Origin of the sequence: Nocardia salmonicida NBRC 13393 (assembly GCF_001613085.1) — a bacterium.
Taxonomy (GTDB): Bacteria; Actinomycetota; Actinomycetes; order Mycobacteriales; family Mycobacteriaceae; genus Nocardia; species Nocardia salmonicida.
The window spans coordinates 172,289-189,272 of record NZ_BDBR01000010.1; the positions used below are offsets into that span (position 1 = coordinate 172,289).

Consider the following 16,984-nt stretch of genomic DNA (forward strand, 5'->3'; position numbering starts at 1 on the left):
TCGCTGTCGCGGAACTTTTCCCGGCCCGGGCAGCTATTGACATCAACTAGCAAATGGTAGTTACTATCAAAAGGTGGATACTCTCATTTTGGAGGAGATATGCGGACGGAAGAAACCCGCCGCTGGCTCGCGCTCGGTGCGCTCGCCGTGGCGATGCTCACCATCGGACTCGACGTCACCGTGCTCACCGTCGCCATCCCGACGCTTGCGGTCGAGTTGGACGCGAATACCGCTGCGCTGCAGTGGTTCAGCGGCGCTTATACCCTTGCCCTTGCCGCGCTGATGCTGCCCGCGGGCGCGCTCGGCGACCGTTACGGACGCAAGAAGGTGCTGCTCGCGGCGCTGGTGCTGTTCGGTGTGGCCTCACTGGCCTGCGCGTTCGCCGGCTCGTCGGGTCAGCTCATCGCGGCCAGAGTGGCACTCGGCGTCGCCGCCGCCGCGATGATGCCGTTGTCGATGGCCGTGCTGCCGGTGCTGTTCAGCGAACCGGCGCAACGGCAACGCGCGGTGACGATCTGGGTCACCTCGACCGCGATCGGTCTGCCGCTCGGTCCGATCGTCGGCGGCTGGCTGCTCCAGCACTACTGGTGGGGTTCGGTGTTCCTCATCAATGTGCCGCTGGTGGTCATCGGTGCGGTCGCGGTGGCGATCTTGGTGCCGGAATCGCGCGGCGACAACAGTTTTCGCATCGATATCGTGGGTGCGATGCTGTCGGCGGCAGGCATGCTCGGGCTCACCTACGGTTTCATCCGCATCGGCGAACGGGGCTGGGGCGACATCGCCGCCTGGCTCGTGGTGGCGGCGGGGGCCGCGCTACTCGCCGTCTTCCTGTGGTGGCAGCGCCGCGTCGCGCATCCGCTGATCGACATCACGCTATTCGCCAGCCCAGGATTCCGTTGGGGCACAGCACTGTCCATTCTCGTCAGCTTCGCCATGTTCGGGATGTTCTTCACCGTCCCGCAGTATCTCCAGGCCGTGCTCGGGGTCGACGCGCTCGGTAGCGGGTTGCGGCTGTTGCCCATGATCGGCGGACTGGTGATCGGCAGCAGGTTGGTGGACATGTTGCTCCCCAAGCTCGGCCTGCGGGTGATGCTCACCGCCGGATTCTTGGTACTCGCGGCCGGAATCGGGTTCGGTGCGCTCACCCGGGTCGAGAGCGGTTACGGCCTGACCGCGCTGTGGACCACGGTGCTCGGCATCGGGATGGGTCTGGTCATGCCCGCCGCCATGGGCATGGCGCTCGGGGAACTCACCGCCGCCGGTTCGGGGTCGGGTTCGGCGCTGCTGCAGGCACTTCGGCAGGCGGGCGGGACCATCGGCGTCGCCGTGCTCGGCACCGTGCTGTCCACCCGGTACCGGGCCGAACTCGGTGCGCTCGACCGTGCGCCGATCTCCGACGGCGTCAACGCGGGCGTCGCGGCCGCGCGGGAGACCGGTGATCCGGCGATGCTGGCACAGGTGCAGCAGGCCTTCGTCGCGGGCATGGACACCATGCTCGGGCTGTGCGCGGCGCTGTGTCTGGTCGCCGGGCTCGTGACCGCGCTGCGGTTGCGGCGACCGACGGCACCGGTTACTCAGCCGGATGCGGCAGAATCGATACATGTCGGTTGAGATATCGCTGCGCGAGCGGAAGAAGGAGCGGACCCGCCGAACCATCCGGGTCGAGGCGTTCCGGCTGTTTCGGGAGCAGGGCTACACCGAGACCACGGTGGAACAGATCGCGGCGGCCGCCGAGATCTCGCCCAGCACCTTCTTCCGCTACTTCCCGACGAAGGAACAGCTGGTCATCGCCGACGATCAGGACGCGCTGATGATCGAGGCCCTGGCGGCGCAACCGCGCGGCCTGCACCCGCTGACCGCCTTCCGCAATGCCACCGACGCGATGTTCTCGGCCATGTCGGCCACCGACATGGCCTTCGAGCAGGAACGGCACGCGCTGCTGTACCACGTTCCCGAGCTGCGCCCGGCAATCGGCCTGGAATTCCAGCGCAGCATCGAATTCGCGGCGCAACTGATGGCCGAGTACACCGGCCGGGCCGCCGATGATTTCGAGGTCCGGGTGGCCGCAGGCGCCATGATCGGCACCATGCTCGCCATCGCGACCACCACGCCGATCAATGCCGAGAATGTCGGTCGCGCCCTGCGATTTTTGCAGGCCGGGCTGCCGTTCGGTCCGGATGACGCACCGAACGGCAGCGATCGGTCCTGACTAGTCGGCCTTGCCGTGCTGCACAGGGCAACCGTGTGCCAGCGGGCCCAACAGTTGGTTGTTGTCGTAGAAGTGTTCCAGCTCGAGGATGCGCAGATCCTCGCTGACGCGAGCGATGGTCACACCGAACATCTCGATCTGCTCACCGGTGGGCTGGTGGCCCTTGTACTCGCCCTCGAACTTGCCCCAGTGACGCCAGCGGAAGCTCACCGACGGCGGGCCCGACAGCACTTCCTGGACCTCCCAGAAGAACCCGCCGGGGAAGGCGGTATGGAAGATGTGGTGCGAGGAATCGAAGGTCTCGTTCGCGGCGTCGTAGTACGGATTGTCGCCGATCAGGATGTTGTAGCTGCCGATACGCGCGAATTCCTCGGCGTCCTGCCACGTCCCACCGTTGACCCGGCCGCGGTAGTGCTCGGCCACCACCGACAGCCAGGTGGCGGGGTCGGCCTTGTGCGAGACCTCCATTTCGAAGACCTTCACCAGGTCTTCGACGATCGCCTCCAGGGATCCGGGCGCGTGCTCGACGCTGCGCTCGCGCGGGATCACCTCGTGGCTCAGCTCGTAGTCGGGAACGTTGCCGCGCCATTCCTCCGGCGCTGCGGCGGCGATCACGGCTTCCCGGCCCTGCAGCCACAGGGGCGCTTCCGGTTCCGGGTTCTGCTCGGCCTGCGTATTTGTCACGTCCACAGTCATTTTCGGTCTACCCGACCCTTTCAAAAAGCTCGAAGAACGGGTCGAAGGTAACAGTCGCGCATCGGTCGCGCGTGTCGGGTCCCAACAAGTGAGAAACACGAAATGTCGAACTGTGTTCTGTAGCAATGTTTTCGAGGGTAGCTAGGACACCGGCTGGGTAGGGTGGCCGAGCCTGGCCGGTGTCTCGTCGTCCATGGTCGCGAAGAATTCGCCGAGCACGCCGACTATCTGGTCCACCGAATCCGCGCAGTACAGCACCGGTTGGTAGTGCGTGATGTCGTAGGCGATGGTGCCCATCTCCGCGACGTCGAGCGGCCGCAGGCGCGCGTGCCGGAACTCGTCGATCTCGCCGTAGGACGACAGCAGTCCGGCGCCGTAGCAACGGATTTCATCGTTCTCGCGGACCACGCCGAACTCGAGCGAGAACCAGAAGACATCGGCGAGGAATTTCAGCGCGGTGTCGGTCTCCAACCGGGCCACCGCGGCTCCGACCGTCTCGTACAGGGCCGCGAAACGTGGGCTGGCGATCTGGCTGGCGTGGCCGATGATCTCGTGGATCGCATCGGGTTCCGGGGTGTAGAGCGGGGCGGAGTGGTGACGGATGTACTGGGTGGAGTGGAAGGTGCGCTCGGCGAAGGAACCGAAGAACTCGCGCAGCGGAACCAGGCCGGCGGCGGGCACGTACCGGAAGCCCGTGAGGGGGGTGAGCAGCCGCGATACCTCGTCGAGTTGCGGGATGTGATCGTGCGGGAGGGCGAGGTTGCTCGCTGCCTCCCGCACCTCACGGCAGGCGTAGACCTCGTGTTTGCGGGCCAGCTCCGCCGACGCGATCCGCCACACCCGCTGCTCGTCGTCGGTGTAGTCGATGTGCGGTGCGGGGGCGCCGGGGGAATGGTCGAGCGCGAGCGCGGCGATGGCGTTGCGGCGCGCGCGGTAGTGCTCGTCGTGCACGCCGGGGTGGTCATCGCTCAGGTGCACTGTCACGTCGCCGTCACGCTCGCGCGTCACCGGCGAGTAGAGCTGGGCCTCGGTGAACATGACTCCAGGCAAGCACCGCATTCCCGTCGCGACAACAACCACGCCGACAACTGCGCAAACTGCACAGTTGCAGGGTTCGTCGCGGTCGGATTCCGGCGGTGAACTGTGTTTTCTGTGTGCTTGCTGACGGTCCTCGCGCATAGCTGTGCGGACTTGCGAACACGCGGTTTCGGTAACGACGCGGTGAATTAGCGGACGAGCCGAGCGGCCATCGCGCAAAATTGCGAGCGAAGAAGAGGAGGTTGCGTGCGCACCCTGCGAATAGATCTCGATCAGCGCCTGCTGGCCGCTGCCGCCGACATCATGGGCACCGCCGACAGCAATGCCACCGTCAACGAGGCGCTGCGCCGCATCGTGGTGCACGAACGTCAGCTACGGAATTTGGAACGCTTGATGGCAGATTCGGTATTCAGCACAGATCCGCCCACCGACCGGGGCAGTACCCTCGATCCAGATTCGGTATTCAGCACAGATCCGCCCACGGATTCCGTCCTCCTCGCGGAGTCGACCTAGGGGGACAGGTCCAGGTTCGGGTTCGTCACCGAGGTGGTGGCCGAGGGGTAGCCCGAGTCTGTCGGTACCCCCTGCGATTATCGGAGTCAGTCACCGATCCGCAGGGGGATACGATGTCGGTTCCGATCGCGAGTTTGCCTGTCGCCCAACGCCCGCGCGAGCGATTGCGCACGCTCGGCCCACACGCGCTCAGCGACGGTGAGCTGCTGGCGCTGCTGCTCGGCCAGGGCACCCGTGGCCGATCCGCACTGGAAGTCGCCGCCCAATTGATCGGCGATTACGGCGGTTTGGCCGAACTCGCCGCCGCCCGGCCCGAGGAACTGGCCGTCCACGCCGGTATCGGCCCGGCCAAAGCCGCCACGGTCGTCGCCGCCTTCCACCTCGGCACCCGCTCGCGCACCCCCACCGAGTCGCTGCCCCAGCTCACCACCCCCGAAGACATCGCGGCCGTAGCGATCCCGCTGTTCGCGGGCGCCCGCGTAGAGCGCCTGCTCGTCCTCGTCTGCGACACCCAAAACCGCCTACGTCACCGGGCTTTCGTCGCCGAAGGCGCCATCGACCACGTCGCCGTCCCCGTCCGCGAAATCCTCAACACCGTCCTGCGCCACGACGGCCGAGCCTTCGCGCTGGTGCACAACCACCCCTCCGGCGACCCGACTCCCAGTCCCGACGACCGCCGAGCCAGCACCCTGCTCCACCAAGCCGCCCGCACGGTGGGCCTGCGCTACCTGGACCACCTCGTTGTAGCGGGCGAAATCTGGTCCACCGCCGCACCTTTCCCGTGACCGAGGGGTGGTTCTCTCAGCCGGCGAAACCGGTGGTGCGGGCGAGGTCGGCGAGCATGGCGTCGAACATGATCTCCGGGTCGGCCAGGGGGATCGGGTAGTTGCCGAACACCTCGAGGGTGACGTGGCCGAACAGGCGGGCCCAGATCTGCACCATCAGATACGTCACGCCGAGGTCGAGCTTCTCGGCGGGGAACTTCTGCCCGGATTCGGAGAGCATGGCGAGCAGGTCGGTCTGGAAGCCGACGAGGTCGTCGCGGAGCGCGGCCGGGATGATCTCGCCCGGTGGGGTGGCGATCTCGAAGTTCGCCAAGAGTCCGCCCGCGGCGGCGAGGAAGATCCGGCCGAAGGGTTCGTCGAAGCGGTGCATCATCGACCGTTGCGAGGTGGGCGAGGCGAACACCAGGGTGAATTCCCTCGGATTCGCCAGCGCCCAGTGCCGGAAGCCCCGGCAGATGGCAAGGAACCGCACCGCGCCGTCATCGGGCAGCGGCTCGATCTCGGTCGAGAGGAACTGGGCGAGATCGGCACAGAACTCCACTCGCATCCGCTCGATCAACTCGTCGCGTGACGAATAGTGCCGATACAGCGCGGGCGCGGTGACGCCGAGTTCGCGGGCGATCGCCCGCAGGGTGACCGCGTCCGCGCCCTGCTCGGACAGCAGCGCCCGGGTGACCCGCCGGATATCGGCATCGGTCACCACCGGCGCACGGCCACGCGCCTTGCCCGTCACCCGGCCACCCCCTCGATCACACGTCGGTTCAAGCGTATTCGACCTCCCAGCGCTTGATGCCGTTGAGCCAGCCGCTGCGCAGCCGCACCGGCTCGGTGACCTGGCGCAGGTTCGGCATCGCGTCGGCAATGGCATTGAACATCAGGTCGATCTCCAGGCGGGCCAGATTCGCGCCGACGCAGTAGTGGGTGCCGGTGCCGCCGAAGCCGACGTGCGGGTTGGGGTTGCGCAGGATGTCGAACCGGAACGGGTCGACGAAGGCCTGCTCGTCGAAATTGGCCGAGCTGTAGAACAAGCCGATGCGCTGGCCCTTCTTGATCTGCTGCCCGCCGAGTTCCAGGTCGCGCGTGGCGGTGCGCTGGAAGGCGGTCACCGGCGTCGCCCACCGCACGATCTCGTCGGGCGCGGTGCGCGGACGCTGCTCCTTGTAGAGCTCCCACTGATCCGGGTTGTCCACGAAGGCCTTCATGCCGTGGGTGATCGAATTGCGGGTGGTCTCGTTGCCCGCGACCGCGAGCAGGATGACGAAGAACGCGAACTCGTCCGAGCCGAGGTGCTCGCCGTCGACGTCGGCGTTCACCAGCTGGGTGACGATGTCGGCCGCCGGACAGCCACGGCGCTGTTCGGCCATGTTCCAGGCGTAGCCCATCACCTCGGCGGTCGCGGTGTGGTGGTTGCCCTCGAACTCCGGATCGTCGTAGGAGATCATCTGATTGGTCCAGTCGAACAGCTTCATGCGGTCCTCCTGCGGCACGCCGATCAGCTCGGCGATGGCCTGCAGCGGCAGCTCACACGCGATCTGCTCGACGAAGTCGCCGCGACCGGCCTTCTTGGCCTCCCACACGATCCGCTCGGCTCGCTCGGTGAGCGCGGCCCGCAGGTTCTCCACCGCGCGTGGGGTGAAGCCCTTCGACACGATCCGCCGGATCTTGGTGTGCTGCGGCGGGTCCAGGTTCAGCATCAGCATGTTGCCGAGCATGTCGATCTGCTCGCGGGTGGTCTCCTCGTTGAACCGGATGATCGCGGTGTTCTCGTGCGAGGAGAAGTCCTCCGGATTCTTCGAGATCTCCTTGATGTCGGCCAGCGTCGACACCACCCAGTACCCGCCGTCGTCGAAGCCGCTGGCGCGGTCGGGCTGCGCGCACCACCAGACCGGAGCGGTGCGCCGCAGTTCGGCGAACTCCTCGATCGGCAATCGACTCGCGAGCAGGTCGGGATCGGTGAAATCGAACCCCGCGGGAATGTTTGTGCTGGTCACGGCTTATCTCCTTCGGCCCGGTGCGCGGACGTCACGACGTGATGTGGAACACGTTCGAGAAGATGAAACCACGCCGAGCTTATTTATGAACAGCGTTTAGTAATACCCGTTTACATAGAACGTCGAACGCCGACTGGGCTGTGCGGCCCGGGGATCTCCCATTCGCCGACCACGACTGGCCGCGCTTGGGCAAGATGGCGGCGTGGACCTGCCGTTTCTGCGTGCGAACCCGCACCTGTTGCCGACGTTTCTCGCTCATCAGCGGCTGCGGACTACCCCCGTCTCGGGTGGGTCGATCAGCGTCGCCGAGCGGATCGTGCTCGACGACGGGACCCACCTGTTTCTCAAGACCTGGCCGGGCGGGGTATCCGCCGTCCCGACCGCCGAGCCCGTGCCTGCTCCGCCGGGGCTCTTCGAGGGGGAGGCGTGGGGGCTTCGTTGGTTGCGAGAAGCCGGTGGAGTCGCGGTGCCGGAGCTGTATGCCCAGACCGGCGAACTGTTGTTGATGCAGTGGATCGACCACGCCGAGCCGAGCGCCGTCGCCGCCGAACGGTTCGGTGCCGGACTGGCGGTCACCCATGATGCGGGCGCCCCCGAATTCGGCGCTGCCGCCGACGGTTTCCTCGCGGGACTTCCCCTCGACAACACCCCCGGCCAGGACTGGCCGACCTGGTACCGCGAGCGCCGAATCCTGCCGTACCTGAAACTCGCCGTCGACGCGGGCGCCCTCGACCCCGCCGACGCCGGCTCCATCGAATCGATCCACATCGAAGCGCCCGCCGAGCCCCCTGCCCGAATCCACGGCGACCTCTGGCCGGGGAACATCCTCTGGGGCCCCTCCGGCACCCCCTGGCTGATCGACCCCGCCGCCCACGGAGGCCACCCCGAAACAGACCTGTCGACCCTGTCCCTATTCGGCGGCGCCCCCTACCTCCCCCGAATCATCGCCGCCTACAACGAAGTCCACCCCCTGGCCCCCGACTGGCAAACCCGCATCCCCCTCCATCAACTCCACCTCCTACTGGCCCACGCCGTCCTCTTCGGCCGCTCCTACCGAACCGCCGTCCTGGACGCGGCTTACCCTTACCGCTAGCTGGTCGTAACGGGACATGTTGTGTCAGAACGAAGGCCACCAACATCATTCGATGCTGATGGCCTTCGCTGGTGTGGTGTTCAGATCGGCGACGGCTCCTGTCGCCGCATTGCGGGCAGGACGCGAGGTGCCGAACGGGTAGCCCAGATCGCGAACCCGATGTACAGGACCTGTTCCGGGATCCGCTGCCACAGGGGCGAGGCGGGCTCTCCCGCGAAGGGGATGTCGTTGAGGGCGGCGTAGATGTTGGCGGGCAGGAGCAGGAGGAACAGGGGGACCAGGGCCCAGCCTGCCAGCCAGCGGGTGCGGGTGAGGATCAGGCCGACGGCCGCGAGCAGTTCCAGGACGCCGCTGGCGAGGACCATGAAGCCGGGGAACGGGACGAAGGGCGGGATTATGGCGACCATGTCGGCGTAGTTCGGCATCACGGTGACGCTCGCGGGCATGAAGTGCGCGGTTCCCGTCATCACCAGCATGACGGCCAGTGCGTGGGCGGCGCTGACGGACCACGAGGCGAATCGGGTCACGCCGAGGGCTCCGAGCGTTCGGAAGACGACGAGCGAGCCGATCAGAGCTACGAGGGTGATCATAAGGACTCCCGGAATGGATACTGATACTATCTACTATGGATAGTAACACTATCCACTCTGTTGACATTCCCGCAAGTGCCGACGAACGACAAAGGCCGCCCACACCTTTCGGTGTGGACGGCCTGTGCCGAGCGGAAAGATCAGCGGGTGAAGAGCAGGGCCCGCTTGACTTCCTGGATCGCCTTGGTGACCTCGATGCCGCGGGGGCACGCGTCGGTGCAGTTGAAGGTGGTGCGGCAGCGCCAGACACCTTCGACGTCGTTGAGGATGTCGAGGCGCTCGCGGGCGCCTTCGTCACGGCTGTCGAAGATGAAGCGGTGGGCGTTCACGATCGCGGCCGGGCCGAAGTAGCTGCCGTCGGTCCAGTACACGGGGCACGAGGTGGTGCAGCAGGCGCACAGGATGCACTTGGTGGTGTCATCGAAGCGGGCCCGGTCGGCCTGGCTCTGGATCTGTTCGCGGGTGGGCTCGTTACCCGAGGTCATCAGGTAGGGCTTCACCGCGCGGAACGCGTCGAAGAACGGCTCCATGTCGACCACGAGGTCCTTCTCCACGGGCAGGCCGCGGATCGGCTCGACGGTCATGGTGAGGGTCTTGTCGCCCTTGGGCAGCAGGTCCTTCATCAGCACCTTGCACGCCAGGCGGTTCACATTGTTGATCCGCATGGCGTCGGAGCCACACACACCGTGGGCGCAGGAGCGCCGGAAGGTGAGGGTGCCGTCCAGGTAGGACTTGATGTAGATGAGCACGTTGAGGAAGCGGTCGGTCGGCAGGACCGGCACCTGGAACGAATCCCAGTAGGCGCCCTCGCCGTTCTCCGGGTTGAAGCGGGCCACCTTGACGGTGACCATGACCGAGCCCTCGGGCACCGGCGCCGGCTTCTGCTTTGCGGTATCGACTGCAGCAGTCATCAGTACTTACGCTCCATCGGCTCGTAGCGGGTCTGCACCACCGGCTTGAAGTCGAGGCGGATCTCGGAGATGAGCTCCGGCCCCTCCTTGTACGCCATCGTGTGCCGCATGAAGTTCACGTCGTCGCGGTCCGGGTAGTCCTCGCGGGCGTGGCCGCCACGCGATTCCTTGCGGTTGAGCGCGCCGACGACGGTGACCTCGGCCAGCTCGAGCAGGAAGCCGAGCTCGACGGCCTCGAGCAGGTCGCTGTTGTAGCGCTTGCCCTTGTCCTGCACCGTGATCCGGGTGTAGCGCTCCTTGAGCGTGTGGATGTCGGTGAGGACCTTCTTGAGGGTTTCCTCGGTGCGGAACACGCCCGCGTTGGCATCCATCGTGGCCTGCAGCTCGGTGCGGATGTCGGCCACGCGCTCGTTGCCGTGATCGGACAGGATCAGCTCGAGCCAGTCCATCACCATCTGCGACGGGTTCTCCGGCATCTCGACGAACTCGGTGCGGTTGGCGTACTCGGCGGCCGCGATGCCGGCGCGACGGCCGAACACGTTGATGTCGAGCAGCGAGTTGGTGCCGAGACGGTTCGCGCCGTGCACCGACACGCAGGCGCACTCACCGGCGGCGTAGAGGCCGGGGACCACGTCGGTGTTGTTGCGCAGCACCTCGCCACGGATGCGGGTGGGGATACCGCCCATCACGTAGTGGCAGGTCGGCATGACGGGCACGAGCTCGGAGACCGGGTCGACGCCGAGGTAGGTGCGCGCGAACTCGGTGATATCGGGCAGCTTCTCCTCGAGCACGTCGGCGCCGAGGTGGGTCACGTCGATGTAGACGTAATCCTTGTTCGGGCCTGCGCCACGGCCTTCGGCCACCTCGAGCACCATCGAGCGGGCGACGATGTCACGCGGCGCGAGGTCCTTGATGGTGGGGGCGTAGCGCTCCATGAAGCGTTCGCCGGAAGCGTTGCGCAGGATGCCGCCCTCGCCACGAACAGCCTCGGAGATGAGGATGCCGAGGCCGGCGAGGCCTGTCGGGTGGAACTGGTGGAACTCCATGTCCTCGAGCGGCAGGCCCTTGCGGAACACGATCGCCATCCCGTCACCGGTCAGCGTGTGCGCGTTCGAGGTGGTCTTGTACATGCGGCCCGAGCCGCCGGTGGCGAACACGATCGACTTCGCGTGGAAGATGTGGATCTCGCCGGTCGACAGCTCGTAGGCGACGACGCCGGTGGCGACGGGGCCACGATCGGACTCGGTCATCACCAGGTCGAGCACGTAGAACTCGTTGTAGAACTCGACGTCGTGCTTGACGCAGTTCTGGTAAAGCGTCTGCAGGATCATGTGACCGGTGCGGTCGGCGGCATAACACGCGCGACGCACGGGCGCCTTGCCGTGGTCACGGGTGTGGCCACCGAAACGACGCTGGTCGATCTTGCCCTCGGGCGTGCGGTTGAACGGCAGGCCCATCTTCTCCAGGTCCATGACCGCGTCGATGGCCTCTTTGGCCATGATCTCCGCGGCGTCCTGGTCGACGAGGTAGTCGCCACCTTTGACGGTGTCGAAGGTGTGCCATTCCCAGTTGTCTTCTTCGACGTTGGCCAGCGCGGCGCACATGCCGCCCTGGGCCGCGCCGGTGTGGCTACGGGTCGGGTACAGCTTGGTCAGGACCGCGGTACGAGCGCGCGGGCCGGCCTCGATCGCCGCGCGCATGCCCGCGCCACCGGCGCCGACGATGACCACGTCGTAGCGATGCTCCTGAATCGGACGGGATTCACTCATGCGAGGTGGCCTGTTCCTAACCTGTGATGGTGGGGTCGAAGGTGAAGATGACGTACGTGCCGACAGCGACGACCAGGACCATCGAAATCGCGAGAATGGTCTTGAGCCAGAACCGGGTGGAGTCCTTGCGCGAGTAGTCGTCGATGATGACGCGCAGGCCGTTGCCGCCGTGCAGCTGAGCCAGCCACAGCATCGACAGGTCCCAGAACTGCCAGAACGGGCTGGACCAGCGACCGGCCACGAACGCGAAGTTCAGCCGGTTCACGCCACCGTCGATCATCAGCATGATGAACATGTGGCCGAGCACGAGGACGATCAGGAACAGGCCCGAGATGCGCATGAACAGCCATGCGTACTTCTCGAAGTTGCCGTTCGACTTGGCACGCGGCGAGCGCGGGGAGTCGAGGCTGGCCGGGCGATCGTAGGACTTGCCGAGGACAGGTGCAGACATATCAGTGCTCCGTCAGCAGGTAGAAGAACTGGCGGCCGATGCCGGCGGCGGAGACCAGAATCCAGATGGCGAGGACGATCCACAGCATCTGCTTCTGGAATCGCGGACCCTGGGACCAGAAGTCGACCAGGATGACCCGGACGCCGTTGAGGGCGTGGAACAGGACGGCGACGACGAGACCCATCTCCATCAACGCCACGACGGGGTTCTTGTAGATCGCGATCGAGTGGTCGTAGGTGTCCGGGTTGACCCGGACCAATGCCGTGTCCAGCACGTGCACGAAGAGGAAGAAGAACAGCGTGACACCGGTGATCCGGTGCAGCGCCCAGGACCACATGCCGGGGTCGCCGCGGTACAGCGTCTTCCGCTTCGGCTGGGCCGGAGCCGGAGCTTCTATCGTGGTCATAGAGTGCGGTGCCTCCAACGTCGTTGATGGACCCGGTCACAGATCCGACGCCGGCATGCGTGGAGAGGCAAATGCCCAGGTGGCTGCGCTGTATTCTCGAGCGCTCGCCCGCCGCCGGGAACCTGAACCGATCTTCGCTGAACTCTAATCCCCTCTGTTTCGCGGAACTAATTCGGCGTGCCGTGCGTTGCGCGTAAAACAGGCGAGTTAGGTTTACCTTTCCCAATGCCGAATACTGGTGTTTCGGCCCCGGTTTCCCTGTGTTCGGCGGGATCCGCTGGAGGTTTTCGATGCCCGAAATCGACTGGAATACGTTGCATGACATGGCAATTCGCGCTATGGGGTCGGCGTATGCCCCGTACTCGCGTTTCCCGGTCGGCGCCGCTGCTCTCAGCGCGGATGGCCGAATTGTGAGCGGATGCAATGTGGAAAATGTCTCATATGGGCTAACCCTGTGTGCCGAATGTGTACTCGTCGGTAACTTATTCGTGTCGGGTGGCGGGCGTCTCATCGCCGTCTCCGTGACCGATTCCCGCGGCGAAATCCTGATGCCGTGCGGGCGCTGTCGCCAGCTGCTGTTCGAACACGGCGGGGGCGAGTTGCTGGTCGATCACGCCGACGGCCCGAAGCCGCTGTCGGAGCTGCTGCCCTACGCATTCGGACCCGACGACCTGGCAGCCGGACAGCGGTAGTCGGATCGCAGTGCCAGACTTGGCAGCATGACGGCACTGGATGCGGTTTCAGTCATTACGACCAAGCGCGACGGCGCAGAGCTGTCCGACGCACAGATCGACTGGGTGGTGGACGCGTTCACCCGGGGGATCGTGGCCGACGAGCAGATGTCGGCGCTGGCCATGGCGATCGTGTGGCGGGGAATGACCCGGCGCGAGACCGCGCGGTGGACGGCGGCGATGATCGGGTCGGGTACCCGGATGGACTTCACCGATCTGCCGCGACCGACCGTCGACAAGCATTCGACCGGTGGGGTCGGCGACAAGATCACCCTCCCGTTGGCTCCGCTGGTGGCCGCGTGCGGGGCGGCGGTGCCGCAGTTGTCGGGGCGTGGGCTCGGGCACACCGGCGGGACGCTGGACAAACTCGAGGCGATCCGCGGCTGGCAGGCCGACGTGACGGTACCCCGGATGCGCGAGATCCTGACCGACCCGGCGATCGGCGCGGTGATCTGCGCCGCGGGCGCCGATCTCGCCCCCGCCGACAAGCGCCTCTACGCGCTGCGGGATGTGACCGGGACGGTCGAGTCGATTCCGTTGATCGCGAGTTCGATCATGAGCAAGAAGATCGCCGAGGGGACGGCGGCGCTGGTGCTGGATGTGAAGGTCGGCTCGGGCGCCTTCCTCAAGACGCTCGACGGCGCTCGTGAACTCGCCACCGCGATGGTCGAGCTCGGGCGCGACGCGGGTGTGCAGACCGTCGCGCTGCTCACCGCGATGGATACACCGCTCGGGCGCACCGCGGGCAATGCGCTGGAAGTGGCCGAGTCGGTCGAAGTTCTCGCTGGTGGGGGGCCTGCGGATGTGGTCGAGCTGACGTTGACGCTGGCGCGGGAGATGGTCGCGCAGGCGGGGCTGCGGATCGATCCCGCCGATGTTCTCGCTGACGGTCGGGCGATGGATCACTGGCGCGCGATGATTCAGGCGCAGGGCGGGGACCCCGATGCCGCACTGCCGGTCGCGCGGCACAGCGAGATCGTGCGGGCGGAATCGAGCGGGGTACTGACTCGGCTCGACGCGATGGGGGTGGGGGTCGCCGCGTGGCGGCTCGGCGCGGGGCGTGCTCGACAAGGGGAGAAGGTGCAGGCGGGAGCCGGCATCGAGATGCATGCCAAACCGGGGGATTCGGTGGTGGCGGGGCAGCCGTTGCTGACGCTGCACACCGATACGCCGGAGGCGTTCGCCGGGGCTTCGGCTGCTCTCGCCGACGCGGTGACGATCGATTCCGCGCCCGACGGTAAGCCGGGGGAGTTGGTGCTCGGGCGGATCGAGTGAGTGCGAGCCTCGGGGTTCGCGCACGCCGGATGGCCCGCAATAGTCCTTTGCGGGACGGATAATCAACGAGACGGTTGCCACGTGGGGACTTCGCTGCCGGGATCGGCGCGGGCCGCTACCGTCTATACATGACTGGACCGGCGCCCCTTGACCTAGCTTCGATCCGACGCGCACCGAAGGCCTTGCTGCACGATCACCTCGACGGTGGTCTGCGGCCCTCGACGGTGCTAGAGCTGGCCGCGGACTGCGGCTATGACGAATTACCCGCTGCCGATGCCGAGAGTCTGGGGGCGTGGTTCCGCGACGCCGCCGACAGTGGGTCGCTGGAGCGGTATCTGGAGACGTTCGCGCACACGGTCGCGGTGATGCAGACCCCCGAGGGGCTGCGTCGGGTGGCGCGGGAGTGCGCCATAGACCTCGCGGCCGACGGGGTCGTCTACGCGGAGGTGCGGTTCGCGCCCGAGCAGCATCTGGAGAAGGGCCTCACGCTCGACGAGGTCGTCGAACACACGCTCGCGGGATTCCGGGAGGGCGAGGCGATCGCGGCCGAGCAAGGCAATGCCATTCGGGTGACGTGTCTGCTCACGGCGATGCGGCACGCGGCCAGGTCGCGCGAGATCGCGGAGCTCACCGTCCGGTTCCGCGACAGCGGCGTCGGCGGTTTCGATATCGCGGGCGCCGAGGCGGGATTCCCGCCCACCCGGCATCTGGACGCGTTCGAGTATCTGCGAGCCAATCACGCGCACTTCACGATTCACGCGGGTGAGGCGTTCGGCTTGCCGTCGATTCACGAGGCGCTGGCGTTCTGCGGCTGTGATCGGCTCGGCCACGGAGTGCGGATCACCGACGACATCAGCGTCCCCGGCGATATCGAGGACGCGCAGCTCGGCCTGGTCGCGAACTATGTGCGCGATATGCGGGTGCCGCTGGAACTGTGTCCCTCGTCGAATGTGCAGACCGGCGCGGTGCCCTCGCTGGACAAGCATCCGTTCGACCTGCTCGCCCGCCTGCGCTTCCGGGTCACCGTCAATACCGACAACCGGCTGATGAGCGACACTTCCATGAGCGAGGAGATGCGCAAGCTGGTCGACACCTTCGGCTACGGCTGGAGCGACCTGGAACGCTTCACCATCAACGCCATGAAGTCGGCCTTCATCCCGTTCCCGGACCGGCTGAAGATCATCGACGAAGTGATCAAGCCGGGTTACGCGGTATTGCTCGGTTGACATGAATCAGGGGTGGCACCGCATCGGCGCCACCCCTGATCTGTCGAGAACTATTCGCTGACGAGTCGCGCTTCGAACGTACGCTGCAAGTCGCGGAACTGCTGGGCCTCCGACGCGTACGGCGGGTTCGGCGCCATCCGGTTCGGATCCGGGTTGAGCAGGTACGAGACGTACCAGCCGAGCGGATTCGACTGCGCGAGAGCGGTTTCCACGCTGTCGTCATCGGCGTAGTCGGCGGCGTCGCTGAACAGTTCGACCGCGAGATCGAGCTGTTCGATATCGACCGCCTCCGGCCCCTCGGCCAGATCGTCGACCAGACCGGTGAGCACGTAGACGTTCTCGTCGGTCACCTCGACCTCGAGCGAACCGTCCACCGCCGCCGTCTGCACCTCGGCGAAGGTCGACACCCGGGCCAGCTCGTGCTCGTGATCGTCGGCCAGGTAGCGGGCCAGTGCGCGCTCGGAACCGAAGACGGTGATGCTGCGGCCGTCACCGAGGAAGATCGGCTCGTCGTCGAGGTAGCAACGCAGGGTGAACTGCTCGCCGTCGGAGGTGACGATCTTGACGGGGTCGATGCCGACCTCGTCCCAGAAGGAATCCTCTTCCTCTTCGTCGTCGTCGGTGGCGGTGAGGTCGACGTTCTCGAACTCTTCCTCCTCCTCGGCGACATCGTCGGCGTCGACCTCGTTCTCCTCGGCCGCCAGCAGCTCCGCCTCGGCGACGGCGACCGCGGCCGAGTCGACCTCGGGGGTGGTCACGACGCCGTCGATCGCGTCGAGCACGTCGTCCCAGCCCTTGACGATCGCGGCGCCGACCTGGTCCCACAGCTCTTCGCCGTCGCGGCCGACGAACGTGCTCGCCCCGCTGGCCAATGCGCCGAGCACCGGGTTGTTGCCGAAGAACTTGGTCACCACGTCGAGCTCGCACACCTCGGCGATATTGCGCACCATCGCCAGGGTGTCCTCGAGCTCGCCGATGACATCGACGTCCGGCTCGCCCGCGGCCAGTTCCGGCACGGAGACCAGATCGAAGCTGAAGTTCTCCTCCGGCTCCAGCTCAGCGGCCGAAAGACCGACGATGACCGCCCAGGACGGGTGGTCGACGAGGTCGTTGTCGGAGTTGGTGCGGATGAATGCCGCCAGCTCCGCAACGGACTCGAATCCGTAGAGGTCGTCCTCGTGACCGAGGAACGCCTCCCACTCGTCGTCACCGTCGCGCCAGCGCGGTGCCCACAGGGTGACGAGATCGCCATCGGTCAGACCGAGCTCGATCGGGACGATGTCTCCAGAAGCCATGACGC

18 protein-coding genes are annotated in these 16,984 nt (G+C 66.3%); 8 read left to right on the forward strand and 10 right to left on the reverse strand.

Going from position 1 to position 16,984, the window contains the following annotated elements; all coding sequences use genetic code 11:
• Positions 1-99 precede the first annotated feature (99 nt).
• Both NS1_RS12340 and NS1_RS12345 read left to right on the forward strand, forming a co-directional pair.
• Complete coding sequence (locus NS1_RS12340) at positions 100-1,611, forward strand: MFS transporter (RefSeq protein ID WP_062984305.1); 1,512 nt, start codon at positions 100-102, stop codon at positions 1,609-1,611.
• On the forward strand, positions 1,601-2,209 hold the full coding sequence (locus NS1_RS12345; protein WP_062984307.1) for a TetR family transcriptional regulator: 609 nt from the start codon (positions 1,601-1,603) through the stop codon (positions 2,207-2,209). The genes NS1_RS12340 and NS1_RS12345 overlap by 11 nt, the downstream gene beginning before the upstream one ends.
• Here NS1_RS12345 and NS1_RS12350 read toward each other — a convergent pair whose 3' ends face one another.
• Together NS1_RS12350 and NS1_RS12355 are read right to left on the reverse strand one after the other, a co-directional pair.
• Positions 2,210-2,893 (reverse strand): ester cyclase, encoded by a 684-nt coding sequence (locus NS1_RS12350; RefSeq protein ID WP_235569650.1) that lies wholly within the window; start codon positions 2,891-2,893, stop codon positions 2,210-2,212.
• 153 nt (positions 2,894-3,046) lie between these two features.
• Entirely contained in the window at positions 3,047-3,943 is an 897-nt protein-coding gene (locus NS1_RS12355) for a phenylalanine 4-monooxygenase (RefSeq protein WP_062984309.1), read from the reverse strand.
• A gap of 246 nt (positions 3,944-4,189) precedes the next feature.
• Between NS1_RS12355 and NS1_RS41605 the strand changes: the two genes are divergently transcribed.
• Both NS1_RS41605 and NS1_RS12365 read left to right on the forward strand, forming a co-directional pair.
• Entirely contained in the window at positions 4,190-4,456 is a 267-nt protein-coding gene (locus tag NS1_RS41605) for a type II toxin-antitoxin system VapB family antitoxin (protein WP_062984311.1), read from the forward strand.
• A 113-nt stretch (positions 4,457-4,569) separates the two neighbouring features.
• Positions 4,570-5,241 (forward strand): JAB domain-containing protein, encoded by a 672-nt coding sequence (locus NS1_RS12365; protein ID WP_062984313.1) that lies wholly within the window; start codon positions 4,570-4,572, stop codon positions 5,239-5,241.
• Between the two features lie 16 nt (positions 5,242-5,257).
• On the opposite strand, the gene NS1_RS12370 is transcribed toward NS1_RS12365, so the two are convergent.
• Together NS1_RS12370 and NS1_RS12375 are read right to left on the reverse strand one after the other, a co-directional pair.
• Positions 5,258-5,974, reverse strand: coding sequence for a TetR/AcrR family transcriptional regulator (locus tag NS1_RS12370; RefSeq protein ID WP_062984315.1), 717 nt, complete (start codon positions 5,972-5,974; stop codon positions 5,258-5,260).
• Positions 5,975-6,002: 28 nt separating this feature from the next.
• The gene (locus NS1_RS12375) at positions 6,003-7,232 is read right to left on the reverse strand and encodes a cytochrome P450 (RefSeq protein WP_062984317.1); all 1,230 of its coding nucleotides are present in this window, start codon (positions 7,230-7,232) and stop codon (positions 6,003-6,005) included.
• 202 nt (positions 7,233-7,434) lie between these two features.
• On the opposite strand from NS1_RS12375, the gene NS1_RS12380 reads away from it, so the two are divergent.
• Positions 7,435-8,325 carry a fructosamine kinase family protein gene (locus NS1_RS12380; protein WP_062984319.1) on the forward strand — a complete coding sequence of 297 codons (891 nt, stop codon included), beginning with the start codon at positions 7,435-7,437 and terminating at the stop codon, positions 8,323-8,325.
• A gap of 80 nt (positions 8,326-8,405) precedes the next feature.
• Here NS1_RS12380 and NS1_RS12385 read toward each other — a convergent pair whose 3' ends face one another.
• The 5 genes from NS1_RS12385 to sdhC all read right to left on the reverse strand — a co-directional run bounded on the left by NS1_RS12385 (position 8,406) and on the right by sdhC (position 12,452).
• Positions 8,406-8,915 carry a DoxX family protein gene (locus NS1_RS12385; RefSeq protein WP_084503673.1) on the reverse strand — a complete coding sequence of 170 codons (510 nt, stop codon included), beginning with the start codon at positions 8,913-8,915 and terminating at the stop codon, positions 8,406-8,408.
• A gap of 140 nt (positions 8,916-9,055) precedes the next feature.
• Positions 9,056-9,826 (reverse strand): succinate dehydrogenase iron-sulfur subunit, encoded by a 771-nt coding sequence (locus tag NS1_RS12390; RefSeq protein ID WP_056818106.1) that lies wholly within the window; start codon positions 9,824-9,826, stop codon positions 9,056-9,058.
• Positions 9,826-11,577: a succinate dehydrogenase flavoprotein subunit gene (gene sdhA / locus NS1_RS12395; protein ID WP_056819186.1), complete on the reverse strand. Its 1,752-nt coding sequence runs from the start codon at positions 11,575-11,577 to the stop codon at positions 9,826-9,828. The genes NS1_RS12390 and sdhA overlap by 1 nt, the downstream gene beginning before the upstream one ends.
• A 34-nt stretch (positions 11,578-11,611) precedes the next feature.
• Positions 11,612-12,046 carry a succinate dehydrogenase hydrophobic membrane anchor subunit gene (locus NS1_RS12400; RefSeq protein WP_062984321.1) on the reverse strand — a complete coding sequence of 145 codons (435 nt, stop codon included), beginning with the start codon at positions 12,044-12,046 and terminating at the stop codon, positions 11,612-11,614.
• A 1-nt stretch (position 12,047) separates the two neighbouring features.
• Entirely contained in the window at positions 12,048-12,452 is a 405-nt protein-coding gene (gene sdhC, locus NS1_RS12405; protein WP_056818101.1) for a succinate dehydrogenase, cytochrome b556 subunit, read from the reverse strand.
• A 290-nt stretch (positions 12,453-12,742) separates the two neighbouring features.
• Between sdhC and NS1_RS12410 the strand changes: the two genes are divergently transcribed.
• From NS1_RS12410 to NS1_RS12420, 3 genes are all read left to right on the forward strand, one after another.
• A complete protein-coding gene (locus NS1_RS12410) occupies positions 12,743-13,144 on the forward strand; it encodes a cytidine deaminase (protein ID WP_062984505.1) in 402 nt (133 codons plus the stop codon).
• A gap of 27 nt (positions 13,145-13,171) precedes the next feature.
• Entirely contained in the window at positions 13,172-14,458 is a 1,287-nt protein-coding gene (locus NS1_RS12415; RefSeq protein ID WP_062984323.1) for a thymidine phosphorylase, read from the forward strand.
• 128 nt (positions 14,459-14,586) lie between these two features.
• Positions 14,587-15,684 carry an adenosine deaminase gene (locus NS1_RS12420; RefSeq protein WP_056818098.1) on the forward strand — a complete coding sequence of 366 codons (1,098 nt, stop codon included), beginning with the start codon at positions 14,587-14,589 and terminating at the stop codon, positions 15,682-15,684.
• A 50-nt stretch (positions 15,685-15,734) separates the two neighbouring features.
• Here the strand turns inward: NS1_RS12420 and NS1_RS12425 are convergent, their stop codons facing one another.
• On the reverse strand, positions 15,735-16,979 hold the full coding sequence (locus NS1_RS12425) for a SatS C-terminal domain-containing protein (protein WP_062984325.1): 1,245 nt from the start codon (positions 16,977-16,979) through the stop codon (positions 15,735-15,737).
• Positions 16,980-16,984: the final 5 nt, after the last annotated feature.